The organism is Methyloversatilis sp. XJ19-13 (assembly GCF_024580155.1).
Classification (GTDB): Bacteria; Pseudomonadota; Gammaproteobacteria; order Burkholderiales; family Rhodocyclaceae; genus Methyloversatilis.
This window is the reverse complement of the sequence record NZ_JANINH010000003.1, coordinates 52,156-76,141: the sequence shown is the minus strand read 5'-3', so window position 1 is coordinate 76,141 and position 23,986 is coordinate 52,156. Positions and strand designations below refer to the sequence as shown.

The window sequence follows — 23,986 nt, the reverse complement described above, 5'->3', positions numbered from 1 at the left end:
CCTGCAGGCCCCTTGTTACCAGAGCTTCACGCAGTGGCCGCGCAGCAGGAAACCGGCGCTGGGGCGATCGCCGCTGAAGCCGGGCTCTTCGTCCGACACCGCCAGTTCGGTCACCGTCGTCAGCAGTTGCTCGGAGGTACCGCGCATCGTGATCACCTGCTTGGCATCGGGGCCGAGCTCGCCGACCACGAAGGGGGCACCGTCCTTCGGCAATGCCCATAGCACAAGCACGCGGCCGGCCGGCACAGTCACCGGCTGCAGCAGCTTGATGCCCAGCTGCGTACCGTGACGGCGCGACGACGCGAGCAGCGCGGGCCGTCCGGACGCATCGAGCAGCAGACCGACATAGCTGGCCGGCAGCACCGCCTGCGGCGGCAGGTCGGACGGCACGATCCAGTCCGGCTGCAGGCGCACCACGCCGACGGTCAGCAGCAGGCCGAAGGCGAAGCCGAGCACCGGGCGCAGCCAGTCGGCCCAGCGGCGACCGGTGCGGGCACGCGGTGCGACACCGATCCGCCGCTCGATTTCCGTCCACACCGCCGGCGCCGGCCGCACCGGCGGCAGCACGGCCGACAGCGCCGCACTGCGCGTCTCCCACACCCGCAGTGCCTGTGCCGCCGCGACGCTTTCGCGCACCAGCCGCTCGAAGCGGCGACGCTGGAGCGCCCCCAGCGAGCCGACCACGTAGGCGGCGGCCAGACGGTCGAGCAGTTCGGGACTGTCGTACTTCATGCCAGGTGCTCCATGCAGCGGCGCATGCGATCGATGCCGCGGCGCAGCCACACCTTGACGCTGCCGATCGGCGAACCCAGGTGCTCGGCCAGTTCGGAATGCGACAGGCCGTGGTAGTAGGCCAGCGCCAGACACTGGCGCTGCGGCCCGTCGATGTCATCGAGGCAGCGGCGCAGGTGCAGCGCATCGGCCGCCTGCTCCAGCAGGCCGAGCGGATTGGGACGGTCGTCGCGCAACGCGCCGGAGCCGGGAGCGTCGTCCTCCTCGTCGCCGGCATCGAGCGATTCGGCCCGGCGGAGCGATTCGGCGCGCAGCACATCAAGGGCGCGGTTGCGCACCACCGACGTGAGCCAGGTCATCGGCTGGCTGGCCCCGGGGCGATAGCTGTCGGCGCGGTGCCAGACGCTGGTGAAGGCATCCTGCAACACGTCCTCGGCCAGATCGCGCCGCCGCAGAAGGCGCAGCGCGACCCCCAGCAACTGCGGCGCGCAGGCTTCGTACAGGTGGCGAAAGGCTTCGCGGTCGCGCAAGGCGGTGCGCGCAAGAAGCCTTTCAAGCTGGGCGGAGTCGACCATCGCCGCATGATGCCACGCACATGCGCATGGCGCAGCAGACCACGGGCATCAATACCCCTTCGGGCTGTAGCCGGGTGTGCCGGCCGCTTGCTCAGCACCGCCGCGCACGACGTGCCAGACGCCGCCGCGCCCGTCGCCTGTGGTCTGGCCCGGTTCGGTATCGGCCACGTAGTAGTACAAGGGCTTGCCGCGGAAGGCCCACTGCCGGCTGCCGTCGTTACGGCTCACCAGCGTGTAGTCGGCCGTCGCCGCCGCCTCGGGCGCCGCGGCAAACGGCGGCCACAGCGCGGCGCATTTGTCGTAGCAGGCGCTCTGGCCAGCGCTGTCCTTGTCGAAGACATACAGCACGCGACCAGCGGCGTCGGTCAGTACGCCTTCCTTGCCGACGACCGGCTGGGCGTATGCGGCAGAGCAAACAGCGGCGAACAGGGCGAAGCGGGCGATGTATTTGAACATGATGAACTCCGTGCGTTGGATGGGTGGGCGGCGCGCTTGTCGACGCACCTGCCCACATGTACGGGCGGATACGCCAATCGGAGACAGCCGGTCCACAAAAAAGGTTACGCCGGCCGGACCGCCTGCGCGCAAACCGCCGCGGGCACATAGAATCGATGCTGTCGCAACCGTCACCCGTGACTTCAATGCACGCCTTCGCCCTGCCTGCCACTGCACCGACGCACCCGCCCGAGCTCGCCACGGCCCGGGCGGCGCGCGACTGGCTGCAGCAGTTCGACAGCACGCAGCCGCTGAACGCCCAGGCCAGCCTGCTCGGCCAGATCAACCTGCTGAACCGTTATCGCATGACAGCGGGCGAGCGTTTGCGCGTGATCGAGGAATTGCGCGAGGCCGTGCTGCATGCGCAAGCCGGCGCGTCGGGCCGCTTTGTCGGCCGGCCGCTGCCTTTGTCGGCCGCCGAGCGCTCAGCGTTCGATGCCAATCAAGCGATGTGGGATGCGCTGGCCACGGCCTATCTGCATTGCCTGGCTGCTGCACTCGATGGCGACGGCGGCGTCGCAGGGCAGGTCGGGCTGATTGCACATCGCGCGCTCAGCGCGCTGTCACAGATGCAGCTCGATGCGATGCGCGCGGCCCATCTGCCGCCGACCGGCTACTGGCGGCGCACTCATGCCTGCTACGAAGCAGCAGAAAAGCTCGGGGCGGCCGAACGCAAGATCCAGGACGACACGCTGAACGATGAACGCCCCACCAGCGTGCGCGCCGCCTATGTGCTGTGCGTGCTGATGCACACCGCCAGCCCGTTCGGCCTGACGCACCGCCAGTTGCGCATGCTGTACCGCTGGCTCGGCAAGTGGTCGGGCAAGGTGGCGCTGCTCGACAGCGCGATCCATCAGTGCGCGCTGCCACCGCTGATGCTCGATCTGTCGAGCGACGAAGCAATCGCGCGGGCAGCACAACGTGAAAGCTCGCTGCGCTGGCTGGTACTTGACGAGTTCTCGCACGGCATCCGCAAGCGCATGGGGCTGCTTGCGCAGGGTGAGACACCGGTCGCGCTGCGTCTGGGCGACGAACTAAGCCCGGCCCAGGCAGACCGGCTGCTGCGCCATCTGCACACGCACTGCTGCCGCGGTGGCCTGACGCGCGCCGAACCGAGGCGACCGCTGCAGCAGAACGCAACGGTGGTCGTCGGCATGCAGGCAGTGCAGCAGTTTTTTGGCGGCGGCGCCCCTGCGCTTGACGTACTGCAATCCGCCAGCGCGCCGGTCACCACCGCCACCGGTTATCTGGTCGAAGACTGGCGCATTCTGGACGACAGTGCCACCGGTCTGCGGCTGGACCGTCGCATCGGCGGCGACGGCATGCGCGTGAGCAACGGCATGTTGCTGGCAGTACGACCGGACAATGCCAGCCAGTTCATGCTGGCCTACATTTGCTGGGTCATGGCGAATGGCGTCGAACTGCAGATTGGCATCAGCCTGCTCGCCGGCACTCCCGAGCCGGTCGGGCTCGCCCGCGCGCCCGACGGCCAGGGCGAACATCAGGGGCACGGACTGCTGGTGCCGGCCGTCGAGCGCATCGGCCAACCGGAATGCGTGGCGCTGCCGTCAGGCTGGTATCGCAAGTCGCGCGACATCCTGCTGTCGGGAGACGCAGGCCGGCGTCGTGTACGGCTCGTTGAATCGCTGGAGCGCGGCGCCGATTTCGACCTCGCGCGCATCGAGCCCGCAGCATGAACGACATTCCACCGCTGCCGGGCACGCTGAACTACCGCGATGCTCGCGAGTGCAAGGCATTGATCGCCGAATTGCCGCTGACCAATGTTCCGCGGGTGCGCGACACGCTGACCCGGCTGCTGTATGGTCTTCGGCAGACTCCGCCGCGCAGCCCGGATTACCTCGACGTGCTCGAAGCCATGCGGGCACCGCTGCATTTCCTGCAGGAAAGCCTGGCGGTGCGCTACAGCAGCCGGCCGGTGATTCCGGGCGGCGCCGAAGACCCGGTGCTGCGCCAGGTGGTTGCGCTGTGGCTGGGCATGGCACAGGCCTATGCCCAGGCGGCCGAGCAGACCGGCGTGCATCCACTGTCCGACACACAGCTCGCGCTGGTCTGCCAACGCTGCGTGCTGTATGCCGGCCGGGCGGTGATCGAGTATTTTCGCGCCCGGCGGACCATTCCGCGCGGCATGTGGCTGGAACTGCATGGCTACTTCAGCACGGCCGACGAATGGGGATTCGCCACGCAGCCGGTGGCTGACAGCCTGAAGGAAGGCGGCTATCCACAGAGCGCGGCCGAATCCTACTGCTGCGTGCTGCTGATCGACCTGTCGAACCCGTACGGCCGCAGTCCGCGCGAGTTCGAATGGGTGTGCCGATGGGCTGACCAGTACGCCAGCCTGACCGAAATCATGCCGGTGTTCGGTGGCACAGACGCCAAGACCTATGCCATCGACCTCAACCGCGACAACGGTGCCAAGCCGCTGGAGGTTTTCGCCCGCGCGCCATCGCTGCGCCGGCTCGGCTCGGCGCGGCTGGCCAGCGAGATCGAGCGCGTCGTGGCGGGGCTCAAGCAAGGCCTGTCACCGGAACATCTGGGCCTGGGCGCCGATTGCCACCCGGTTTCAGCGGGTCGCCTGTTGCTGCTGCTGTACAAGCCGTGGTGCCACGCCGCCAATCCACGCCGCTTCCAGCGGCGTGTCGGTTCCGGCGACATCGATATCGCCCTCGGCTTCGATGCCATGCACTTCCTGATCAGCGGCAGCGAATTCGTCCAGCCACCGCCGGCCCGCATCTACAGCCACAGCGATTTCATCGACATCGCCACCTTTGGCGAACGCGCCCACGATGGTGCCGGTCTGGCGGTACGGCAGGCCAGCGCGCGGGCGCACTACCCGACCCAGCGCTGGGCCATGCTCGACCACAGTGTGATGGGCTATCGCCTGCGCGCGCCACCGGACACCGGTCCGGTCGAGCACGCGCAGATCGTGGCCGTGTTCGGCCCTGACGCAGAGCACTGGCGACTGGCGCGCGTATCCTGGTTGATGGTCGAAGCCGACGCCCGACTGCTGGTCGGGCTGCATGTGCTGCCTGGTACGCCACGCGCCATCGCAATACGGCCCAAGGCCGAAGACGGTGCGCCCGCCGAGCGCTTCATTCGTGCCTTTCTACTGCCGTCGGTACAGGTGATGGGCGAGGAAGCCACGCTGGTCGTGCCACGCGGCTGGTTCCAGCAGGACCGCACGCTGGAAATCTATCTGAACGACAGTGTGCTCGGTGTGACCCTGACCCGACTGAATACCTTCGGCATCAACTACGAACGGGTGGCATTCAGCGAACTGGCAAAGTAGCCGGCGGTACGATTCGCGCGGGCGAGCCCTGCGAAAACCTAGGCTGCCACAGCCTGCGCCGGCCTCAATGTGCGCCGGGCCGGAAAGCGAACGGTGAAGCAGCTGCCCTTGCCCGGTTCACTGACGACATTCAGCGTCGCCTGGTGGCGTTCGAGCACGTGCTTGACGATGGCGAGGCCCAGACCGGTACCGCCTGTTTCGCGCGACCGGCCACGATCGACACGGTAGAAGCGTTCGGTCAGGCGCGGAATGTGCTGCGCATCGATGCCGATCCCGTTGTCTTCGACCGAAAACACACCGCAGCCGTCCACCACCGTCCAGCCCAGTCGCACCCGACCGCCATCCGGCGTGTAGCGCACCGCGTTGCTGGCCAGATTGCCAAGCGCGCTGCGCAGATCGCGCGCGCAACCGGTGAGCGCGCCGGGCGGGCTGTCCAGCTCGAGCAGCACCTCGTGCCGCCCACCTGACAGCGCACGTGTTTCGATCATCACAATGTCGAGCAGATTGCGCATGTCGACCGCTTCTTCCGGCATCGGCGCATCGGTTTCCAGCGCCGACAGCGTCAGCAGGTCATCAACCAGACGCTGCATGCGCACCGACTGCTGCTGCGCCATTGCGATGAAGGACAGCGCTTGCTCGTGCGGCAGTTCGGGCAGCGCGTCCTCCAGCGTTTCGAGGAAGCCGTGAATCACCGTGAGCGGGGTCTTCATTTCGTGGGACACGTTGGCAACGAAGTCGCGCCGCATTGTTTCAAGCTTTTCGAGTTGCGTGATGTCGCGCGACAGCAGCAACTTCTGCTCGTCGCCAAAGGCCACCACGCGGATCTGCAGCGTGCGGCCGGGCTGGCGCGGCGAAGGCATTGACAGGGAATCGGCATAGTCACCCGACTGCAGGTAGCTGGCGAACTCCGGCTGACGCAGCAGGTTCAGCAGCGAACTTCCGATATCGCGCTGCCCGTCAAGTCCGAGATGCTGCTCGGCCATCGGATTCAGCCACTCGATCACCTCGTCGCGGGACATGATCAGCGTGCCGTCCGGCATTGCGCGACTGGCTTCGCGCATGCGCTCCAGCCGGCTGCGCAGGTCTTCGCGCAACTGTCGTGCGTTGCGCTCGCGCCTGGCCAGCTTGGCAAACAGGAATTCCCACTGACCGGCGCCATCGGGCAGCGCGGTATCGACAGTCGAGTTGAGCCAGTGATCGAAGCGGCCGATTTCGTACTGGTCGCGCAGGCTTCCCGCCAGCAGCAGTAGCACCGCCAGCGCCAGTCCGAACACGACTGACCCGGCGACCAGCCCGGTGAGCACGCAGGCGCCGACCAGCGCTGCGCGCAGCAGGACGCGAAACCAGAATTCACGCATGGCGGGCCGATCCGTTCATTCGCGGATTATCGCGCGCTATTCTTTCTGGCAGGAAAGTCTGTAGCCGCTGCCGCGCACGGTCTGGATCAATGCGTCGTGGCCGCTCGCTTCGAGCACGCTGCGCAGGCGACGGATATGCACATCCACGGTGCGTTCCTCTACGAACACGTGATCGCCCCACACGCTGTCGAGCAGCTGGGCGCGCGAATGCACACGCTCCGCGTGTGTCATGAAGAAGTGCAGCAGGCGGAATTCGGTCGGGCCGAGCATGACGGCCGCGCCGCGCGCCGTGACACGATGGGTCGCGGGGTCAAGGCGCAGACCTTCGATCTCGACCGGGTCTTCGGTGGCCTGCGGCTTCTGGCGGCGCAGCACTGCCTTGATTCGGGCAGCCAGTTCGCGCGGCGAGAAAGGCTTGGTGACGTAGTCGTCGGCACCGGTTTCCAGCCCCGTAACCTTGGACTGTTCGTCGCCGCGCGCAGTCAGCATGATGATGGGCACGCCGCGCGTACGTTCATCGCTGCGCAACCTTCTTGCAAGATCAATGCCGCTTTGCCCGGGCAACATCCAGTCGAGCAGCACCAGATCAGGCAGTTCGGCCTGCATCAGCCGCAGTGCGGTTTCCGCGTCGAGCGCGCGCAGCGGATCATGGCCAGTGCGCGTGAGGGTCACGCTGATCAGTTCCTGAATGGACGGTTCGTCCTCGACAACGAGTATGCGGGCCATGACGATGAAGGTCGTTCCGGTGATGGATCGCTGCGAAGTCTATTTCAGTACGATGACGATTTAGTGACAGCGCCTGCCCGCTATCGGCGCGTTCACGCAGGCAGTGCGGGCGGCGCGCGGTATCATCGGCGTTCTTCGTATCGAATGCAGAAAACCATGGCCGGTCTGGACAAGGGCACCCCGATTCCCACGGAAATAAAAGTGCAGCAGAAATCGAAGCTGATGGACGTCAGTTTCGACAATGGCCGGCACTTCAGCTTCAGTTTCGAATTCCTCCGCGTGTGCTCGCCATCGGCCGAGGTGCGTGGCCACGGACCGGGGCAGGAAACGCTGCAGGTCGGCAAGCGCGACATCGACATCACGCGCGTAGAACCGGTCGGCTCGTATGCGGTGAAACCTGTGTTTTCCGACGGCCACGACAGTGGAATCTACTCCTGGGATTATCTTTATCTGCTGGGCGAGAACCAGGAAGCACTGTGGTCCGACTATCTTGCCCGCCTTGATGCGGCCGGCGCCAGCCGCGATCCCGCGCTGACGCCGCCGCCCGCAGCCAAGGGGGGCTGCGGCACAGGCGGCTGCGGCCACTCTCATTGAGCGAAGCATGAGCGAACCGTCCACCGATTTCGGATTCGAGCGCGTCGCCGAAGCCGCGAAGGCAAAGCGCGTGTCCAGCGTGTTTTCGTCTGTCGCGCGGCGCTACGACATCATGAACGACCTGATGTCCGGCGGCCTGCACCGCGGCTGGAAGGCGTTCGCCATCCAGATGGCCGGCGTTCGCCCGGGCCAGCGTGTGCTCGACGTCGCAGCCGGCACTGGTGACCTGACCATTGCGCATGCCAGGCGTGCCGGCGAAACAGGCGAGGTCTGGCACACCGACATCAATCCGGACATGCTGCGCGAAGGTCGCGACCGGCTGACCAATGCCGGCCTGCTGCTGCCCAGTCTGCTGTGTGACGCCGAAAAGCTGCCCTTCCCGGACAACCACTTCGATTGCGTCACGGTTGCCTTCGGTCTGCGCAACATGACGCACAAGGATCGCGCGCTGGCCGAGTTCCGGCGCGTGCTCAAGCCTGGCGGCCGCGCGCTGGTGCTGGAGTTTTCGCGTGTCGCCAAGCCGCTGGAGAAGATGTACGACGTTTATTCGTTCAAGGTGCTGCCCTGGCTGGGCCGGCAGGTGGCGAAGGACGAAGCAAGCTATCGCTATCTTGCGGAGTCGATCCGCATGCACCCTGACCAGGACACGCTGGCGGGAATGATGCGTGACGCCGGCCTGGGCCGGGTCGAGTACTTCAACTTGAGTGCCGGTGTGGTCGCGCTGCACCGCGGCTTCAAGCTCTGAACGCCTGCACGCCCACAGCCATCCGTCGTGAAAGAACAGAACCTTCCGCGTATCCCGCGGTCTGTTAGTGTGCTAATTTTTGGGCGATGATCCGGAGGCCGGAAAGGCACCGTTTTCACGCCTTACCCGAGGAGACAACAGAATGAAGAAGTTCCTGCTGATGCTTTTTGCCACCGTCGTCGGTTTCGGCGGCATGACTTACGAAGCCGAAGCCAAGCGGCTCGGCGGCAGCAAGTCGTTCGGATCGCAGCGCGATTCGTCGGTGATGAAGCGCGACGCCACGCCTGCGCCGGCACAGAACACGTCGTCGGCGACGCAGCAATCGGGTGCGGCGGCCGCCGGCGCCGCAGCTCAGCCTGCCAAGCGTTCCTGGATGGGGCCGCTGGCCGGCCTGGCCGCCGGTATCGGTCTGGCCGCACTGGCGTCGCACCTCGGGTTCGGGGAAGAACTCGCGTCCTTCATGATGATTGCGCTGCTGGTCGTCGGCGCCTTGGTGCTGTGGCGCATGTTCGCCCGTCGCAAGTCGCCGGCTCCGCAGCAGGGCATGCAGTACGCGGGGGCAGCCGCCGGACGCCCGGCCTACGTGCCGCCGCAAGCTCAGCCCTTCGACGCACCCGCCGCCGGGTCTGCCGCAGCGACCCCAGCGACAACCTTGCCGGCGCACATTCCGGCCGATTTCGACGTGGCCGGTTTCCTGCGCCAGGCCAAGCTGAACTTCGTGCGCCTCCAGGCCGCAAACGACGCCGGTGACGTCGAAGACATCCGCAGTTTCACTACGCCGGAAGTGTTCGCCGAAATCCGCATGCAGATCCAGGAGCGCGGCAGCGAGCCGCAATCCACCGATGTGGTGCAGGTCGAAGCCGTGCTGCTTGATGTCAGCACCGAAGACACGCAGTACGTCGCCAGCGTGCGCTTCTACGGCCTGATCCGCGAGCAGGCGGATGCGTCGCCGGAATCGTTCGATGAGGTGTGGCACCTGTCCAAGCCGGTGTCGGGCGACCGCGGCTGGCTCATCGCCGGCATCCAGCAGATGGAATGAGCGGGATGAGCGCGCTGCTCGCTGCGACCGCACTGAAGGTGCTCAATCACCTGCTGGCCCAGACGCCCGGCGCGCGGGAAAGACTGTCCCGGCATGCCGGCCGCCACGCGCGGCTGGCGGCCGGAGAGATCGCTGTGGCGTTCGCCATCGCACCTGACGGCACGCTGGCCGTGTCGGCTGAAAGTACCCCGTCCGTCACGCTGCGTTTGCCCGCCGATGCGCTGCTGCGTCTGCCGCACCAGGGCGAAGGTGTTTTACGCGAGGCACGCATCGAAGGTGACGCCGCGCTGGCCGAAACGCTCGGACAGGTGCTGCGTTCGCTGCGCTGGGATGCCGCCGAAGACCTCAGCCGCGTGGTCGGCGATGTGGCGGCTGAGCGCGTCGTCGGCGGCGCCCGCTCGATGTTGTCCGCCGGCGGCGATCTGGCGAACCGGTTCGCCAACGCAGGTTCCGAATACGTCGCCGACGAAGCGCAGATGTTGATCCGCCCGGCGGCGTCCGCGGCGTTCGCGTCGGCTGTGGATATATTGCGGGACGATTATTCCCGTCTTCAGAAGCGGATCGAGCTGCTCGAACGCCGGGCTCAGCCAAAAGGCTGAGCGCTCCACCACCCGGTGAATGCAGCCCGCTGCGCGGGCGTCATCCGCACGCCGCATCGGGTGCGACGCCACATGACGTCATCGGCCGCCGTCGCCCACTCTTGTGCGGCACACCAACGCGCCTCCGCCTCGAACAGGCCACCACCGAAATCTCGGCCGGCGCCTCCTGCCCCACCGGCGTGATTGTCGATCAACTGCGAGGTCAGTGCACCGTGGCGATGCCACAGCGCGTCAATCCATTCCTTCGGGATGACGCCTGCCTTCCGGTTCAGGTCAGCGAGCGCTGCGCAACCCGCGGGTCCGGACCCGGGGAGGTTCCGGTCAGCGGTCGATGAACGGCTGGCAAGCCCGAGCGGGCCATTCAGCAGATCAACGGCCGTCTCGGCAAGTCGTCTGTAGGTCGTGAGCTTTCCGCCCTGTACGGTGAGCCAGGTCCGCCGACGGTCCGTTGTGTCCAGCGACAGACGATATTCGCGGCTTGCCGTGCGTGCATCCTTCCCGTCACCACCGATCAGCGGTCTCATGCCGCTGAACGCCCACTCGATATCGTCGGTGTGCAGGCGCCGACCAAAAGCGCGCTGCACTGCCGACAGCAAGTAGTGAAGTTCAGTGGCGGTTTCACCCAATGCGGACGGAGATTCGAGCTCCGTTTCGGTCGTACCGACCAGATGCGAATGCGCGTCCCACGGAATGACGAACACCACGCGCCGATCGGGCTGTTGCAGCAGCCACGCATCGTCACCCGCGTGCAGCCGCGGCAGCAGAATGTGCGTGCCCTGCACCAGCCTCACCGGTGGTGGTGGCGCACCGCGCAGCCCTTCCACTTCGGCCACCCAAGGTCCGGCGACATTGACCACGCAGCGTGCGTGAATCTCGCGCCTCCCGGCGTGTCCGGACAACGTGCAGCGCCAGCCCCCCGCCGGGTCGGCGCTCGCCGCGACCAGCGCATGCCGGGGCAGCACCTCCGCGCCATGTGTACGGGCATCCATCAGATTGGTCAGCGTCAGGCGGGCGTCGTCGACCCAGAGGTCGAAGTAGGCGTGGGCGCCGGAAGCAGGCCGATCGAGTTGGTGAAGCAGCGGAAAGTCCGGCGGCAGCCGTTGCGAGGCCGGCAGACTGTGACGACCGGAGAGCAGGTCGTAAAGCTTCAGGCCGACTGCGAGCATCCATGCAGGACGTTCGCCGGTGTGCGGCACGATGAAGCGCTGCGGACGAACCAGGTGGGCGGCGATGCGCCCGAGAATCTCGCGCTCGCGCAGGGATTCGCGTACCAGCCCGAAGGCAGCCTGTTCCAGATAGCGGATGCCGCCGTGGATCAGCTTCGTCGATGCCGAAGAGGTTGCACCGGCGATGTCGCCACGGTCGCAGACAACGACAGACAGGCCCCGCAACGCGGCATCGCGCGCAATCCCGGCACCATTGATACCGGCGCCGACGATCAGCAGATCATGCGAAGGCGAAGCCATGGTCGACATTCTGCGCCGGAACAGATGGTTGCCTGAAACGAAAAAGGCAGACCGAAGTCTGCCCTTTTTCGTGTCTTGCATTGCCAGAACGCTCAGTGGCGCTTGCGCAGCTTCTGGATCGCCGCGAGTTGGGCGACTGCGGAAGCGAGTTCCGCTTGCGCTGCCGCGTAATCCATCGAGGCATTGCGGTTCGACAGCGCCTCTTCGGCCTGGCGCTTTGCCTCAAGCGCCTTGGCTTCGTCGAGATCGGAGCCACGGATTGCGGTGTCCGCCAGCACGGTTACCAGACCCGGCTGCACTTCGAGCATGCCGCCGGCCACGAACACGAATTCTTCGGCATCCTGGTTCGGCAACTTGATGCGCACTTCGCCCGGGCGGATGCGCGTGATCAGCGGCGTGTGGCCGGGCAGGATGCCCAGTTCGCCGCTTTCGCCCGGGAGCACGACGAATTCCGCCAACCCGGAGAAAATTTTCTCTTCCGCGCTGACCACGTCGACATGTACGGTCTTGGACATAAGTACTCCGTGAATGCTGCCCGTGTGCGGCAGCGGGCGAACCCGTCACCGCACACGCCGGTGCATTACTGCAGGGTTTTCGCCTTTTCGAACGCTTCCTCGATGCCGCCGACCATGTAGAAGGCCTGTTCCGGCAGGTGGTCGCATTCGCCATTGACGATCATGTTGAAGCCCTTGATCGTGTCGGCCAGCGGCACGATCTTGCCCGGCGAACCGGTGAAGACTTCGGCCACGTTGAACGGCTGCGACAGGAAACGCTGGATCTTGCGCGCACGGGACACGGCCAGCTTGTCTTCCGGCGACAGTTCGTCCATGCCCAGAATCGCGATGATGTCGCGCAGTTCCTTGTAGCGCTGCAGCGTCATCTGCACCTTGCGCGCACAGTTGTAGTGCTCTTCGCCAACGACCAGCGGATCGAGCTGGCGCGAGGTCGAGTCGAGCGGATCGACCGCCGGGTAGATGCCCAGCGAAGCGATGTCACGCGACAGCACGACGGTTGCGTCCAGATGCTGGAAGGTGGTCGCGGGTGATGGATCGGTCAAGTCATCCGCAGGCACATACACGGCCTGGATCGACGTGATCGAACCCACCTTGGTCGAGGTGATCCGTTCCTGCAGGCGGCCCATTTCGTCGGCCAGCGTAGGCTGGTAGCCCACGGCGGACGGCATGCGGCCCAGCAGTGCGGACACTTCCGTACCGGCCAGCGTGTAGCGGTAGATGTTGTCCACGAAGAACAGGATGTCGCGGCCTTCGTCGCGGAACTTCTCGGCCATGGTCAGGCCGGTCAGTGCCACGCGCAGACGGTTGCCCGGCGGCTCGTTCATCTGGCCGAACACCATCGCCACCTTGTCCAGAACCTTCGACTCCTCCATCTCATGGTAGAAGTCGTTGCCTTCGCGGGTCCGTTCGCCCACGCCGGCAAACACCGAAAAGCCGCCGTACGACTTCGCGATGTTGTTGATCAGTTCCATCATGTTCACGGTCTTGCCGACGCCGGCGCCACCGAACAGACCCACCTTGCCGCCCTTGGCGAACGGGCAGATCAGGTCGATCACCTTGATGCCCGTGGGCAGCAGGTCAACCGACGGGCTCAGCTCGTCGAACTTCGGGGCCTTCTGGTGGATCGAGCGGCGCTCTTCCGTCGGGATCGGGCCGGCTTCGTCGATCGGGCGACCCAGCACGTCCATGATGCGGCCCAGCGTCGCGCTCCCGACCGGCACGCTGATCGGCGCACCCGTGTTCGCCACCTTCATGCCGCGGCGCAGACCGTCGCTGGAACCCAGCGCAATCGTACGAACCACGCCGTCGCCCAGCTGCTGCTGGACTTCGAACGTCAAACCCGCTTCGGCGGTGTGCGTGCCATCTGCTTCGTCGAGTGTCAGAGCTTCAAACACTTTCGGTATCGAATCGCGCGGGAACTGGATGTCCACGACTGCGCCAATACACTGAACGATGTTTCCGGTATTCATCGTCTATCCCCAATACAAAAAATCATTGTGCGCGATCAGACTGCAGCGGCGCCGCCGACGATTTCGGACAGCTCCTTCGTGATCGCCGCCTGGCGGGTCTTGTTATAGACCAGCTGCAATTCTCCGATGACATTGCCCGCATTGTCGGAGGCCGCCTTCATGGCCACCATGCGCGCACTCTGTTCGGACGCCATGTTCTCGGCCACTGACTGATACACCAGCGCCTCGACGTAACGGACAAGCAATTCATCGATCACCACCTGCGGATCGGGCTCGTACAGGTAATCCCACGTGCCCTGCGGCGTACCGAGGCGATCACCGGTCAGCGGCAGCAGCTGTTCCATCACCGGCTCCTGCTTCATCGTGTTGATGAAGCGGGTGAAGGACATGTACACCGCGTCGAGCTCGCCGGCCTGGAAGGCATCGATCATCACCTTGACGGTGCCGATCAGCTTTTCCAGGTGCGGTGTGTCGCCCAGTTGCGTTGCCTGTGACACCACCTTCGCGCCCATGCGCTGCATGAAACCCAGACCCTTGTTGCCGATGGCGGCAACGCGGATTTCGGTTGCGCCCTTCGCTTCCCATTCCTTCATCGAATTCAGGGCAAGGCGCAACACGTTGGTGTTCATGCCGCCGCACAGACCCTTGTCGGTCGTGACGACGATGATGCCGACGCGCTTGATCTGACCGACGGTCGCGAGGAAGGGGTGCTTGTACTCGCTGGCGGTGGCGGCGGACAGATTGGCGGCAAGACGACGGATCGTGTCGGCGTAGGGGCGGGCAGCCCGCATCCTGTCCTGCGCCTTGCGCATCTTGGATGCGGCCACCATCTCCATCGCCTTGGTGATCTTCTTCGTGTTTTGCACGCTCTTGATCTTGGTACGGATTTCTTTTCCGCTGGCCATGGTTATCTCCGGTCCGCGCGCTTACGCCCAGCTCTTCTTGAACTCGGCCACCGCAGCAGCGAGCGCCTTTTCCGATTCACCGTCGAGATCCTTGGTGGACTCGATCTTGTTCATCAGATCCGGGGTCTTCTGCTGCAGGTATTGATGCAGGGCCGATTCAAAAGCGAGCACGCGCGGCACATCGACGTCGTCGAAGTAGCCGTTGTTGGCGGCGTACAGCGATACACCCATCTGCGCGACGGACAGCGGCGAGTACTGCGGCTGCTTCATCAGTTCCATCACGCGGCGGCCACGCTCGAGCTGCTTGCGGGTCGCTTCGTCGAGGTCGGACGCAAACTGCGCAAACGCAGCCAGTTCGCGGTACTGGGCCAGCGCGAGACGCACACCACCACCGAGCTTCTTGATGATCTTGGTCTGCGCTGCACCACCGACGCGCGACACCGACACACCCGCGTTGATGGCGGGACGGATACCGGCGTTGAACAGGTCGGTTTCCAGGAAGATCTGGCCGTCGGTAATCGAAATCACGTTGGTCGGAACGAAGGCAGACACGTCACCGGCCTGCGTTTCGATGATGGGCAGCGCGGTCAGGGAACCCGTCTTGCCCTTCACTGCACCATTCGTGAATTTCTCGACGAATTCCGGATTCACGCGAGCGGCGCGCTCAAGCAGACGGCTGTGCAGGTAGAAAACGTCGCCCGGGTAGGCTTCGCGGCCCGGTGGACGACGCAGCAGCAGCGAGATCTGACGGTAAGCGACGGCTTGCTTTGACAAATCGTCATAGACGATCAGCGCATCCTCACCGCGATCGCGGAAGTATTCACCCATCGTGCAACCGGCGTACGGTGCGAGGAACTGCATCGCAGCGGAGTCGGATGCCGTTGCCGCGACGACGATGGTGTAAGCCATCGCGCCATACTCTTCCAGCTTGCGCACCACGTTGGCGATGGTCGAGGCCTTCTGGCCGACCGCCACGTAGATGCAGGTCATGTTCTGACCCTTCTGGTTGATGATGGCGTCGATTGCGACTGCGGTCTTGCCGGTCTGGCGGTCGCCGATGATCAGCTCGCGCTGGCCGCGTCCGACCGGCACCATCGAGTCGATCGACTTCAGACCGGTCTGCACCGGCTGCGACACCGACTGACGTGCGATCACGCCCGGGGCGACTTTTTCGACTTTGTCGGTCATCTTGGCGTCGATCGCGCCCTTGCCGTCGATCGGCTGGCCAAGCGAATTCACCACACGGCCGATCAGCTCGGGGCCGACCGGCACTTCCAGAATGCGGCCCGTGCACTTGACGGTCTGACCTTCGGAAATGTGTTCGTAGTCACCGAGCACCACGGCGCCGACGGAGTCGCGCTCGAGGTTCAGTGCGAGACCGAACGTGTTGCCTTCGAATTCCAGCATTTCACCCTGCTGCACATCATCCAGACCATGCACGCGCACAATGCCGTCGGTCACCGAAACCACGGTGCCTTCGGTGCGTGCCTGCGCGGTCAGGTGCAGGTTCTGGATCCGGCTCTTGATCAGGTCGCTGATTTCAGACGGATTGAGGTTCATCAAAAAACTCCTAGTTCTGTAGCGCAGTGGCCATGGCGGCAAGCTTGCCGCGGACCGAGGCGTCGATCACTTCGTCACCGACCGCAACCTTCACACCGCCGATCAATTCCGGATCGATGCTCACCCGTGCCTCGAGGCGACGGCCGAAACGCGGTTCCAGATCGGCCAGAAGACGCGCCACAGTGGCGTCGTCCATCGGAAAGGCCGAACTGACGTAGGCCACGGCATTGAGCTCGTGATCGTTCTTCAGGCTGACAAACTGCTCACACACCTCGGGCAGCAGCGACAGCCTGTTGTTCTGGGCCAGTACGCGCACGAAGCTGCGGTGCTCGTCGGTCAGTTCGCCCGGTACCGCGGCGAGGAACAGGAAGCCGCGATCCACGGACGTGCGGGTGGGATCGGACAACAGCTGGCGAACGGCCGGGTCGGACGCTGCGGCCGCCATGCAGCCTAGCGCATCGGCCCAGGCAGACAGCGCACCGGCTTCCCTGGCGAGCTGGAAAGCGGCTTCAGCGTATGGTCGCGCGATGGTGACGTTCTCTGCCATGGTGTCAGCTCAATTCCTGTTTCAGGTTGGAGAGCAGATCGGCGTGGGTTTGAGCGTTGATTTCGCGACGCAGGATGCGTTCGGCGCCAGCGACTGCGAGCGCTGCCACCTGATCGCGCAATGCGTCCTTGGCCTTCTGGGCAGCGGCACCGGCTTCGGTGGTCGCGGCTTCGCGGGCGGCAGCGATGATGCGATTCGCTTCAGCACGGGCATCCTCGACCAGCTTGCCGGCCTGCTTTTCGGCGCCTGCGCGGAGCTCGGCGGCAGATTCGCGCGCGGAGCGCAGCTCTTCCATCGAGCGCTTCTCGGCATTGGCCAGATCGGCCTTTGCCTTGTCCGCAGCAGCCAGTCCGTCAGCGACCTTCTTCGCACGCTCGTCGAGTGCCTTGACGATGGGCGGCCATACGAAATTCTTCGTAAACCACACGAACGACAGGAACACCACGAGCTGGATGATGAGCGTTGCGTTCAGATTCACGGCAACTTTCCCTTCAATGAGTCGGTGTTGGGGCGGTTGCCTGTCTTACTTCAGGAAGGTCGACGTGGCGAACCAGAGCGCAATACCGAGACCGATAATGAACGCAGCATCGATCAGGCCGGCCAGCAGGAACATCTTGACCTGCAGTGCGTTCATCAGCTCGGGCTGGCGTGCCGATGCTTCGAGGTACTTGCCACCCATCAGTGCGATACCGATACAAGCACCCAGAGCGCCGAGGCCGATGATCAGACCGCAGGCGATAGCAACGAATCCCAGTTCCATAACAACTCCTTAATGATAAGAATAGAAAAACAACAACAACCTGATGAACAGCAAATCAGTGACCGTCATGCGCCTGGCCGATATACACCAGCGTCAGCATCATGAAAATGAATGCCTGCAGCGTGATCACCAGGATGTGAAAGATCGCCCAGGACAGGCCGGCAACGAAGTGGCCGGCGGCGAGCAGGATGCTCGGTGCGTTCATGCCGGTCCATGCGCCACCCATCAGCGCGATCAGCATGAAAATCAGTTCGCCTGCAAACATGTTGCCGAACAACCGCATGCCGTGTGACACGGTCTTTGCGAGGAATTCGATGACGTTCATGGCGAAATTGAACGGCGCAAGCAGGATGTGGTTGCCAAACGGTGCCGAAATCAGTTCGTGGAACCAGCCGCCAGCGCCCTTGATCTTTACGTTGTAGTACAGGCACAGCAGCAAAACGGCAATCGACATGCCCATCGTTGCATTGATGTCGGCGGTCGGCACGACGCGCATGTAGGCGTGATGCGGATCGTGACCTGAAGCGGCATAGACGCCTTCCCAGATGCGCGGCAGCAGATCGACCGGCAGCAGGTCCATCGCATTCATGAAGAAGATCCAGACAAACACGGTCAACGCGAGCGGAGCCACGAAGCGGCGCGATTCTTCGCTGTGGATCATGCCCTTGGCCTGATCGGCAACCATTTCGACGAGGATTTCGACGGCGGCCTGGAACCGGCCCGGAACGCCCGACGTGGCCTTGGCGGCGGCGCGATGCAACAGGAACACCGTGAGCAGACCGAGCACGATCGAATAGAACAGCGTGTCGACGTTGTACAACCCGAAATCAATCAGGTTGGCCTGCATTTCGCCGGAATTGTTCAGAAACGTGAGGTGGTGGGCGATGTACTCGCCCGCGGTGGGAGCGGCGTGCGTCAGTTCGGTTCCGGATGCCATGTCAGTGTTTGAGCAAGAAAGCAAAAAAACCAGCCTGCAGCGAGACGGCCAGACCTCCGACAAACCAGCCCCACATGAGGTCCGGCACGAGGTAAAGGCTCAACGCCAGCAGTCCAATCGTCGAGAGGATCTTGATCGCCTCGCCGAAGAAGAATTCGAGCGGATATGCGTTGCCGGACGCCGAAGCGACTCTCGTCAGGCGGCTCAACCTGAGGGCGAACAGCAGTGACGGGAGCGCGTAGCTCAAACCGCCCAGCAGCACCGACAACCCTGCAAGCGTCCCACCGAACAACAGAGCACAACCGGTAGCGACCAGAATCAGCGAGAGCTGCAGCATGACCGCCTTCAGCATGCCTGCTCTTTCCGTTGCACAGCGACTTTCCGGCCCACTGCGCGAACCTGTCCGATCAACTACGTCAGCGTCGCTTGCGCGACATCCCCATCTGCATCGCAGCGGCGCACATGGAACTTATGCGCCACACACAAAGTCCGCGATGATACATGAGCTTACAAGACCGGTCAATTGAAGCGGCGCGCTGATTCAAGGTGGCCGCGCGCCCTGCACGTTGCGCCGCAACAGGGTCCGGGCTTGACGCGACGCGCCAATTGGTCGATATTTTTCGACATGAAAGACGCTTGCCGATCGGACATCCCGCCGGAGTGGCTGCATCTGTCGCAGGTCTTTGCGGCGCTGGGCGATGAAGAACGACAACGCATCCTGCTGCTGTTCGAGCCGGGCGCACAGCTGAAAGCCAGCGACATCGCCCGGGCTTCGACGTTGAGCCGCACGACCGTGTCGCACCACCTGAAGCTGCTGTGCGACGCCGGCATACTCGAACGGTCGCGACACGGCCGCGAAATCCATTTCCGGCTCTGTGCCGCAACATTGATCGGCCACCTGACGAGCGTGATCGACTATCTGGAAGATCACCGATGACCACTGCCGCCACGCTTTGCCGCTCGCCCTCGACGGGCGCGCCGTTTCCGGCCTTCGCCGGACTCGATGTTGCGGCGCTCGCCGATCGCGTCGGCAGCACACCGTTCTTCGCCTACGACGCCGCGGCGATCGAATGGCGCATCGACACGCTGCGCGCACAGCTGCCCGCGGACACGCTGCTCTGTTATGCGGTGAAGGCCAATCCGCTGCCGGCGTTGCTGCGCCGGCTGGCGCCACGACTGGATGGCGCCGACGTCAGCTCCGGCGAGGAGTTACGGCGCGCGCTGGCGGCCGGCTTCGACGGTGCTCAGCTGGGTTTCACCGGACCGGGCAAAAGCGATGCGGACCTGACGCTTGCGGTCCGCCAGCGCGTTCGCCTGTGCGCGGAATCGATCGGGGAGATCGGTCGCATCGTGCGCATCGCGGCACGCGAAGACCTGCCGGCACGGGTGGCACTGCGCGTCAACCCGGATGTCGCCGTGTCCGGCACGCAGGTGCGCATGAATGAGGCGGGTGTGTTCGGCATCGACAGCAGCCAGCTTCCGGCGGCACTGCGCGCAGTGCGCGACCACCAACTCGTATTCGCAGGCTTCCACTATTACTGCGCGTCGCGCATGCTCGACGCCGATGCAGTAGTCGCGCTGCATGCGTTCTGCACGGCCGACGCGCTGCGTGCAGCCGATGACGCCGGACTGGCGCTGGACTGGCTCAATCTGGGTGGCGGCTTCGGCATCCCGGCCAGTGCGAACGAGGCAGTGCTCGACATGGCGACGGTCACCGCGCACCTGCACCGCATCGACGTACAGCTGAAGGCAGCGCATCCGGCTGCGCGCCTCGTGCTCGAACCGGGTCGTTACCTGGTCGGCGAGGCCGGCATCTACGTCTGTCGCATCCTCGACCGGAAGACGGTGCGCGGACGCACCTGGCTGGTGGCTGACGGCGGCGCCCATCACCACCTGCACGCCACCCTGCAGCCCGATCGCGCACGGCCCGCCAATCTGCCGATGATGCTGGTGCAGGCCGCACCGGACACGGGAACCGAATGCGTCAGCATCGCCGGGCCACTGTGCGCGCCCTTCGATGTGCTGGCGCGCGACATCACGCTGCCGGTCGCGCAGCCGGGTGACCTGCTTGTGGTGTTCCAGTCCGGCGCCTACGGCCCGAGCGCAAGCCCGGTGAATTTCCTGGGTCATCCGCCGGCTGCGGAGATCGTGCTGTGACGTCCGCCGCGCGCCATCTGCTTACACTGGGCCTGATGATGACTTTCGCGCACCCTGCCCTGCCCGCGTCCGACGCAGTGTCCGGCGGACGACTCGGTCTGCATGACGCGACCGGTTTTCGCGCCGTCAGGGGCGCCTGTGCAGGATGCGCAGCAGCGCCGCAGGCGCTGTGGTACTTCCAGGACGACTGGATCGCCGTACCGCAGGCACCGGCGAGCGGTTTCGATCCGGTGCTCGCTGCGCAGGACGATGTACGCACATGGGCACAGGCGCAGGACACGCGCGCCGAAGCGACGCACCCGCCGCTGATCTGGATCGGCTCGCCCCATGTCCTGACCGACGCGCGCCTGACTGCCGACGGCGCCCGGCTCGACGTCGGCGACGGCGACGGCAGGAGCCTTGCCTTTTCGCTGGTGCCGCAGCTGGCGTCGAACGTGTCCTGGTTCAACGCCGACAGCGTGGCGTGGCTGCAGGGCCAGTCGCTGACGCTGCGCGGAGAAGCGAGCGCCGGCGGCTTCACCGCGCGCACCCTCTGGCCGCACGGTTTCGACATCGACCTCACCGCGTTGCGCGCCGACCCGCTGCGCGACGGCGAAACGCTGGCCACGCTGGTGCGCGCCAACGAGGGCGGTGCGCGCCAGCCGCCATCGGTGCGCCTGCTGTGGGAACGAACGCCGGGCGCGGCGCGGGCGGCCGGCGGCAAGCCGGTGCTTGCACTGGTGCTCAACGGCGCCCAGGGCGACGATGACGAGGCGCACGGGGGTCATTTCGCGCTGGCCACCGGCGTGCTCGGCGAACACGGCCAGTGGAACGACTGGCTGGTGAACAATTTCTACAACCTCGATGCCTGGAGCGAAAAGGGCATCGTGGCCGCCACGCTGCCGATGGACGCCTACCTGACCGATCTCAACGCAGGTCAGTCCTGGTACCGACCTTCCGCAGTGCTGGTCGCCGTGCTGCGCGAGCCGCGCGCCGCCGCCCGCGTGCAGCAGGGGCTGGACCGCGTGTTCAGCCATTTCTACCGGCACGACATCAGCTACCGTCACGCCACGGCCAACTGCGCCGGCATCAGTCTCGATACGCTGCGCTCGCTCGGCTGGGCGGTGCCGCAGCTGGGCCCGACATCGAAACTGAAGGCCTGGCTCGGTCTGCCCTGGATGGCGCTCAAGGAGCGGAGCGTGGCCAGCGGCCTGCAGGCCTTCGACTACATGAGCGCGGAACGCAGCGGCCTGTTCCCGTTCGTCGCCTTCAACGTCGCCGGCAGCGACCTGCTCGGCCGGCTGACTGCCGGCAAGGCGGCGGAACAGGGGCTTGAGCGCCTGCTGGCCGACGACGTCGAAGCGCTGCTGTACATCCACATCCCGCAGATCCCGTCGTCGCGTGCCTTCGGCGGCGCGCCGGTCACGTCCTATGACGAGTACGCCGCGCGGGTGCCGGCCGAGCGCTCGCAATGGATCGTCCGTCCGGCCCCGCCGCGGCCTTTCCCCGACGAGCTGCGCGATGCCGCGGCACCAAAGGAAGCGCCGCCGGCGTCGCGCCGTGCCCTCATCGTCTGGCTGGTGGCGCTCGGCGCGGTCGCGCTGTGGCTGCTGAGCCGGCTGTTCCGCCGCTGACCGGGGCCCCGCATGAGTTCTCAATTCCACCTGTTGAAGGAAGGCCGCTTCCGGCCCTTCTTCCTGACCCAGCTGCTCGGCGCGCTGAACGACAACGTCTTCAAGACCGCATTGATCACGCTGCTCACCTTCCGGGCCGGCAGCATCACCGATCTGTCGCCCGGGCTGCTCGCCACCGTGCTGCCGGGCGTGTTCATCCTGCCCTTCTTCCTGTTTTCGGCCACCTGCGGCCAGCTCGCCGACAAGTACGACCGCGCCATGCTGGCCCGCCTGAGCAAGCTTCTGGAAATCGTCGTCATGGCGCTCGGCGCCTGGGGCTTCGTCGCCGGCAATCTGCCGTCGCTGGTGCTGGCACTGTTCCTGATGGGCACGCAGTCGACGCTGTTCGGGCCGGTCAAGTACGCCTACCTGCCACAGCATCTGCATGACGGTGAGCTGGTCGGCGGCAACGGGCTGGTCGAATCGGGCACTTTCGTCGCCATTCTCGGCGGACAGATACTCGGCGCCTGGCTGGTCGGCAACACCTCGGCCGGCGCCATCGCGCTGGTCGTGCTCGCGCTGGCCGTGATCGGCTGGTGGACCAGTCGCGGCATCCCGCTGTCGCCGGCACCGGAACCAGCGATGCGACTGGACTGGAACCCGCTCAGTGCCACGCGCGACACGTTGCGCTTTGCCACCGGCAACCGCACGGTGTGGCTGTCGCTGCTCGGCGTGTCGTGGTTCTGGTTCTATGGTGCGACGCTGCTGGCACAGTTTCCGGTCTATGCATCCGATGTGCTGGGCGGCGGCGAAGGCGTGTTCATCGTGCTGCTTGCCGTGTTCTCGATCGGCGTGGGCGCCGGTTCGCTGGCGTGCGAAAGATTGTCCGGCGGCAAGGTGGAAATCGGTCTGGTGCCGTTCGGCGCCATCGGCCTCACGCTGTTCGGCATCGATCTGCTCTTCGCCACGCCGGCAGCACCGGCCGCGTACGACGGGAGCGCGGCGGGCTTCCTGCAGCAGGCCGCGCACTGGCGGCTGCTGATCGACATCGCGCTGATCGGCACGGCCGGCGGTATCTACATCGTGCCGCTGTATGCGTTGATCCAGAGCCGCTGCGAGAAGCATCATGTCGCGCGCGTCATCGCCGCCAACAACATCCTCAATGCAGGTTTCATGGTGGTGTCGGCGCTGGTCAGCCTGCTGCTGTTCCGCGCCGGCCTGGATATTCCGCAGCTGTTTCTGGTGACTGCACTGTTCAATGCTGTGGTCGCGATCTACATCTACACGCTGGTGCCGGAGTTCCTGATGCGCTTCATCGTGTGGATATTGATCCACACGGTATACCGGCTCGACACGCGTGATCTGGAACGCATCCCGGACGAAGGGCCGGCCGTCGTCGTGTGCAACCATGTGAGCTTCGTCGACGCACTGGTCATCACGGCCGCGTGCCGGCGGCCGATCCGCTTCGTCATGGACCACCGCATCTTCCGCACGCCCATCCTGAGCTTCGTGTTCCGCACCAATCGCTGCATCCCGATCGCCCCGGCGAAGGAAGACCCGGTGCTGCTCGAACGTGCGTATGAAGAGATCGCCGCGGCGCTCGAAGCCGGTGACCTGGTGGGGCTGTTCCCGGAAGGACGCATCACCGATACCGGCGAGCTGTACCCGTTCAAGCCGGGCATCACGCGCATCGTGGGGCGCACGCCGGTGCCGGTCATTCCACTCGCGCTGCGTGGCCTGTGGGGCAGCTTCTTCTCGCGCAAGGACGGGCCGGCAATGCGCCGGGTGCCGCGGCGCGGGCCGTTCAGCCGCATCGAACTGGTGGCGGGCGACGCCATTGCGCCGGACGCCGCGACGCCGGCGGCGCTGCAGGCCATCGTCGCCGGGCTGCGTGGCGAACGGCGATGA

General features: G+C 65.3%; 25 protein-coding genes. 10 read left to right on the top strand and 15 right to left on the bottom strand.

Annotation, left to right across the window (positions count from 1 at the left end):
• Positions 1 to 15 precede the first annotated feature (15 nt).
• Genes NMQ14_RS04935 through NMQ14_RS04925 form a run of 3 tightly spaced genes read right to left on the bottom strand, consistent with a single transcriptional unit; the run spans position 16 to position 1,763 of the window.
• Entirely contained in the window at positions 16 to 732 is a 717-nt protein-coding gene (locus tag NMQ14_RS04935; RefSeq protein ID WP_257094034.1) for an anti-sigma factor domain-containing protein, read from the bottom strand.
• The gene (locus tag NMQ14_RS04930) at positions 729 to 1,307 is read right to left on the bottom strand and encodes a sigma-70 family RNA polymerase sigma factor (RefSeq protein WP_257094032.1); all 579 of its coding nucleotides are present in this window, start codon (positions 1,305 to 1,307) and stop codon (positions 729 to 731) included. Before NMQ14_RS04930 ends, NMQ14_RS04935 begins: the two co-directional genes overlap by 4 nt.
• A 48-nt stretch (positions 1,308 to 1,355) precedes the next feature.
• Positions 1,356 to 1,763 (bottom strand): hypothetical protein, encoded by a 408-nt coding sequence (locus NMQ14_RS04925; RefSeq protein ID WP_257094030.1) that lies wholly within the window; start codon positions 1,761 to 1,763, stop codon positions 1,356 to 1,358.
• A gap of 185 nt (positions 1,764 to 1,948) precedes the next feature.
• Between NMQ14_RS04925 and NMQ14_RS04920 the strand changes: the two genes are divergently transcribed.
• Together NMQ14_RS04920 and NMQ14_RS04915 are read left to right on the top strand one after the other, a co-directional pair.
• Positions 1,949 to 3,499 (top strand): hypothetical protein, encoded by a 1,551-nt coding sequence (locus tag NMQ14_RS04920; RefSeq protein WP_257094495.1) that lies wholly within the window; start codon positions 1,949 to 1,951, stop codon positions 3,497 to 3,499.
• The gene (locus NMQ14_RS04915; RefSeq protein ID WP_257094028.1) at positions 3,496 to 5,109 is read left to right on the top strand and encodes a hypothetical protein; all 1,614 of its coding nucleotides are present in this window, start codon (positions 3,496 to 3,498) and stop codon (positions 5,107 to 5,109) included. The genes NMQ14_RS04920 and NMQ14_RS04915 overlap by 4 nt, the downstream gene beginning before the upstream one ends.
• 38 nt (positions 5,110 to 5,147) lie before the next feature.
• Here NMQ14_RS04915 and phoR read toward each other — a convergent pair whose 3' ends face one another.
• Both phoR and phoB read right to left on the bottom strand, forming a co-directional pair.
• Positions 5,148 to 6,467 carry a phosphate regulon sensor histidine kinase PhoR gene (gene phoR / locus NMQ14_RS04910; RefSeq protein ID WP_257094026.1) on the bottom strand — a complete coding sequence of 440 codons (1,320 nt, stop codon included), beginning with the start codon at positions 6,465 to 6,467 and terminating at the stop codon, positions 5,148 to 5,150.
• 36 nt (positions 6,468 to 6,503) lie between these two features.
• A complete protein-coding gene (phoB, locus tag NMQ14_RS04905) occupies positions 6,504 to 7,193 on the bottom strand; it encodes a phosphate regulon transcriptional regulator PhoB (RefSeq protein ID WP_069038764.1) in 690 nt (229 codons plus the stop codon).
• 156 nt (positions 7,194 to 7,349) lie between these two features.
• Here phoB and NMQ14_RS04900 point away from each other — a divergent pair, with 156 nt between their 5' ends.
• The 4 genes from NMQ14_RS04900 to NMQ14_RS04885 all read left to right on the top strand — a co-directional run bounded on the left by NMQ14_RS04900 (position 7,350) and on the right by NMQ14_RS04885 (position 10,170).
• Positions 7,350 to 7,787, top strand: a complete 438-nt coding sequence (locus NMQ14_RS04900; RefSeq protein WP_257094493.1) for a DUF971 domain-containing protein — start codon at positions 7,350 to 7,352, stop codon at positions 7,785 to 7,787.
• A 7-nt stretch (positions 7,788 to 7,794) separates the two neighbouring features.
• Positions 7,795 to 8,532 carry a bifunctional demethylmenaquinone methyltransferase/2-methoxy-6-polyprenyl-1,4-benzoquinol methylase UbiE gene (ubiE, locus tag NMQ14_RS04895; RefSeq protein WP_257094024.1) on the top strand — a complete coding sequence of 246 codons (738 nt, stop codon included), beginning with the start codon at positions 7,795 to 7,797 and terminating at the stop codon, positions 8,530 to 8,532.
• 142 nt (positions 8,533 to 8,674) lie between these two features.
• The gene (locus tag NMQ14_RS04890; RefSeq protein WP_257094023.1) at positions 8,675 to 9,571 is read left to right on the top strand and encodes a Tim44 domain-containing protein; all 897 of its coding nucleotides are present in this window, start codon (positions 8,675 to 8,677) and stop codon (positions 9,569 to 9,571) included.
• On the top strand, positions 9,568 to 10,170 hold the full coding sequence (locus NMQ14_RS04885) for an SCP2 domain-containing protein (RefSeq protein WP_257094021.1): 603 nt from the start codon (positions 9,568 to 9,570) through the stop codon (positions 10,168 to 10,170). Before NMQ14_RS04890 ends, NMQ14_RS04885 begins: the two co-directional genes overlap by 4 nt.
• Here the strand turns inward: NMQ14_RS04885 and glpD are convergent.
• From glpD to NMQ14_RS04835, 10 genes are all read right to left on the bottom strand, one after another.
• Positions 10,155 to 11,636: a glycerol-3-phosphate dehydrogenase gene (gene glpD / locus NMQ14_RS04880; RefSeq protein WP_257094019.1), complete on the bottom strand. Its 1,482-nt coding sequence runs from the start codon at positions 11,634 to 11,636 to the stop codon at positions 10,155 to 10,157. The genes NMQ14_RS04885 and glpD overlap by 16 nt on opposite strands.
• Positions 11,637 to 11,728: 92 nt before the next feature.
• A complete protein-coding gene (locus tag NMQ14_RS04875; protein ID WP_257094017.1) occupies positions 11,729 to 12,151 on the bottom strand; it encodes a F0F1 ATP synthase subunit epsilon in 423 nt (140 codons plus the stop codon).
• 65 nt (positions 12,152 to 12,216) lie between these two features.
• Complete coding sequence (gene atpD, locus NMQ14_RS04870; RefSeq protein WP_257079064.1) at positions 12,217 to 13,620, bottom strand: F0F1 ATP synthase subunit beta; 1,404 nt, start codon at positions 13,618 to 13,620, stop codon at positions 12,217 to 12,219.
• A 35-nt stretch (positions 13,621 to 13,655) separates the two neighbouring features.
• A complete protein-coding gene (atpG, locus tag NMQ14_RS04865; protein ID WP_069038769.1) occupies positions 13,656 to 14,525 on the bottom strand; it encodes a F0F1 ATP synthase subunit gamma in 870 nt (289 codons plus the stop codon).
• A 21-nt stretch (positions 14,526 to 14,546) separates the two neighbouring features.
• Positions 14,547 to 16,085, bottom strand: a complete 1,539-nt coding sequence (gene atpA, locus NMQ14_RS04860; protein ID WP_257094014.1) for a F0F1 ATP synthase subunit alpha — start codon at positions 16,083 to 16,085, stop codon at positions 14,547 to 14,549.
• A 10-nt stretch (positions 16,086 to 16,095) separates the two neighbouring features.
• Complete coding sequence (locus NMQ14_RS04855) at positions 16,096 to 16,632, bottom strand: F0F1 ATP synthase subunit delta (protein ID WP_069038771.1); 537 nt, start codon at positions 16,630 to 16,632, stop codon at positions 16,096 to 16,098.
• 4 nt (positions 16,633 to 16,636) lie between these two features.
• Positions 16,637 to 17,110, bottom strand: coding sequence for a F0F1 ATP synthase subunit B (locus tag NMQ14_RS04850; RefSeq protein WP_069038772.1), 474 nt, complete (start codon positions 17,108 to 17,110; stop codon positions 16,637 to 16,639).
• 45 nt (positions 17,111 to 17,155) lie between these two features.
• A complete protein-coding gene (gene atpE / locus NMQ14_RS04845) occupies positions 17,156 to 17,392 on the bottom strand; it encodes a F0F1 ATP synthase subunit C (RefSeq protein ID WP_069038773.1) in 237 nt (78 codons plus the stop codon).
• A gap of 55 nt (positions 17,393 to 17,447) precedes the next feature.
• On the bottom strand, positions 17,448 to 18,329 hold the full coding sequence (atpB, locus tag NMQ14_RS04840; protein ID WP_257094012.1) for a F0F1 ATP synthase subunit A: 882 nt from the start codon (positions 18,327 to 18,329) through the stop codon (positions 17,448 to 17,450).
• Position 18,330: 1 nt separating this feature from the next.
• Positions 18,331 to 18,681 carry an ATP synthase subunit I gene (locus NMQ14_RS04835; protein ID WP_257094010.1) on the bottom strand — a complete coding sequence of 117 codons (351 nt, stop codon included), beginning with the start codon at positions 18,679 to 18,681 and terminating at the stop codon, positions 18,331 to 18,333.
• A gap of 273 nt (positions 18,682 to 18,954) precedes the next feature.
• Between NMQ14_RS04835 and NMQ14_RS04830 the strand changes: the two genes are divergently transcribed.
• Genes NMQ14_RS04830 through NMQ14_RS04815 form a run of 4 tightly spaced genes read left to right on the top strand, consistent with a single transcriptional unit; the run spans position 18,955 to position 23,986 of the window.
• Positions 18,955 to 19,266 carry a helix-turn-helix transcriptional regulator gene (locus NMQ14_RS04830; RefSeq protein ID WP_257094007.1) on the top strand — a complete coding sequence of 104 codons (312 nt, stop codon included), beginning with the start codon at positions 18,955 to 18,957 and terminating at the stop codon, positions 19,264 to 19,266.
• Positions 19,263 to 20,486 carry an alanine racemase gene (locus NMQ14_RS04825; protein WP_257094005.1) on the top strand — a complete coding sequence of 408 codons (1,224 nt, stop codon included), beginning with the start codon at positions 19,263 to 19,265 and terminating at the stop codon, positions 20,484 to 20,486. The genes NMQ14_RS04830 and NMQ14_RS04825 overlap by 4 nt, the downstream gene beginning before the upstream one ends.
• Complete coding sequence (locus NMQ14_RS04820; RefSeq protein WP_257094003.1) at positions 20,483 to 22,099, top strand: hypothetical protein; 1,617 nt, start codon at positions 20,483 to 20,485, stop codon at positions 22,097 to 22,099. Before NMQ14_RS04825 ends, NMQ14_RS04820 begins: the two co-directional genes overlap by 4 nt.
• A 12-nt stretch (positions 22,100 to 22,111) precedes the next feature.
• Entirely contained in the window at positions 22,112 to 23,986 is a 1,875-nt protein-coding gene (locus NMQ14_RS04815) for an MFS transporter (protein ID WP_257094001.1), read from the top strand.

Coding starts and splice junctions, on each gene's coding strand:
- NMQ14_RS04815 (WP_257094001.1), top strand. CDS start 22,112: ATGAGTTCTCAATTCCACCTGTTGAAGGAAGGCCGCTTCCGGCCCTTC.
- NMQ14_RS04935 (WP_257094034.1), bottom strand. CDS start 732: ATGAAGTACGACAGTCCCGAACTGCTCGACCGTCTGGCCGCCGCCTAC.
- NMQ14_RS04830 (WP_257094007.1), top strand. CDS start 18,955: ATGAAAGACGCTTGCCGATCGGACATCCCGCCGGAGTGGCTGCATCTG.
- NMQ14_RS04825 (WP_257094005.1), top strand. CDS start 19,263: ATGACCACTGCCGCCACGCTTTGCCGCTCGCCCTCGACGGGCGCGCCG.
- glpD (WP_257094019.1), bottom strand. CDS start 11,636: ATGGCTTCGCCTTCGCATGATCTGCTGATCGTCGGCGCCGGTATCAAT.
- NMQ14_RS04920 (WP_257094495.1), top strand. CDS start 1,949: ATGCACGCCTTCGCCCTGCCTGCCACTGCACCGACGCACCCGCCCGAG.
- NMQ14_RS04875 (WP_257094017.1), bottom strand. CDS start 12,151: ATGTCCAAGACCGTACATGTCGACGTGGTCAGCGCGGAAGAGAAAATT.
- NMQ14_RS04885 (WP_257094021.1), top strand. CDS start 9,568: ATGAGCGGGATGAGCGCGCTGCTCGCTGCGACCGCACTGAAGGTGCTC.
- ubiE (WP_257094024.1), top strand. CDS start 7,795: ATGAGCGAACCGTCCACCGATTTCGGATTCGAGCGCGTCGCCGAAGCC.
- phoR (WP_257094026.1), bottom strand. CDS start 6,467: ATGCGTGAATTCTGGTTTCGCGTCCTGCTGCGCGCAGCGCTGGTCGGC.
- atpE (WP_069038773.1), bottom strand. CDS start 17,392: ATGGAACTGGGATTCGTTGCTATCGCCTGCGGTCTGATCATCGGCCTC.
- atpD (WP_257079064.1), bottom strand. CDS start 13,620: ATGAATACCGGAAACATCGTTCAGTGTATTGGCGCAGTCGTGGACATC.
- NMQ14_RS04900 (WP_257094493.1), top strand. CDS start 7,350: ATGGCCGGTCTGGACAAGGGCACCCCGATTCCCACGGAAATAAAAGTG.
- NMQ14_RS04925 (WP_257094030.1), bottom strand. CDS start 1,763: ATGTTCAAATACATCGCCCGCTTCGCCCTGTTCGCCGCTGTTTGCTCT.
- NMQ14_RS04890 (WP_257094023.1), top strand. CDS start 8,675: ATGAAGAAGTTCCTGCTGATGCTTTTTGCCACCGTCGTCGGTTTCGGC.
- atpA (WP_257094014.1), bottom strand. CDS start 16,085: ATGAACCTCAATCCGTCTGAAATCAGCGACCTGATCAAGAGCCGGATC.
- NMQ14_RS04915 (WP_257094028.1), top strand. CDS start 3,496: ATGAACGACATTCCACCGCTGCCGGGCACGCTGAACTACCGCGATGCT.
- atpG (WP_069038769.1), bottom strand. CDS start 14,525: ATGGCCAGCGGAAAAGAAATCCGTACCAAGATCAAGAGCGTGCAAAAC.
- atpB (WP_257094012.1), bottom strand. CDS start 18,329: ATGGCATCCGGAACCGAACTGACGCACGCCGCTCCCACCGCGGGCGAG.
- NMQ14_RS04930 (WP_257094032.1), bottom strand. CDS start 1,307: ATGGTCGACTCCGCCCAGCTTGAAAGGCTTCTTGCGCGCACCGCCTTG.
- NMQ14_RS04855 (WP_069038771.1), bottom strand. CDS start 16,632: ATGGCAGAGAACGTCACCATCGCGCGACCATACGCTGAAGCCGCTTTC.
- NMQ14_RS04835 (WP_257094010.1), bottom strand. CDS start 18,681: ATGCTGAAGGCGGTCATGCTGCAGCTCTCGCTGATTCTGGTCGCTACC.
- phoB (WP_069038764.1), bottom strand. CDS start 7,193: ATGGCCCGCATACTCGTTGTCGAGGACGAACCGTCCATTCAGGAACTG.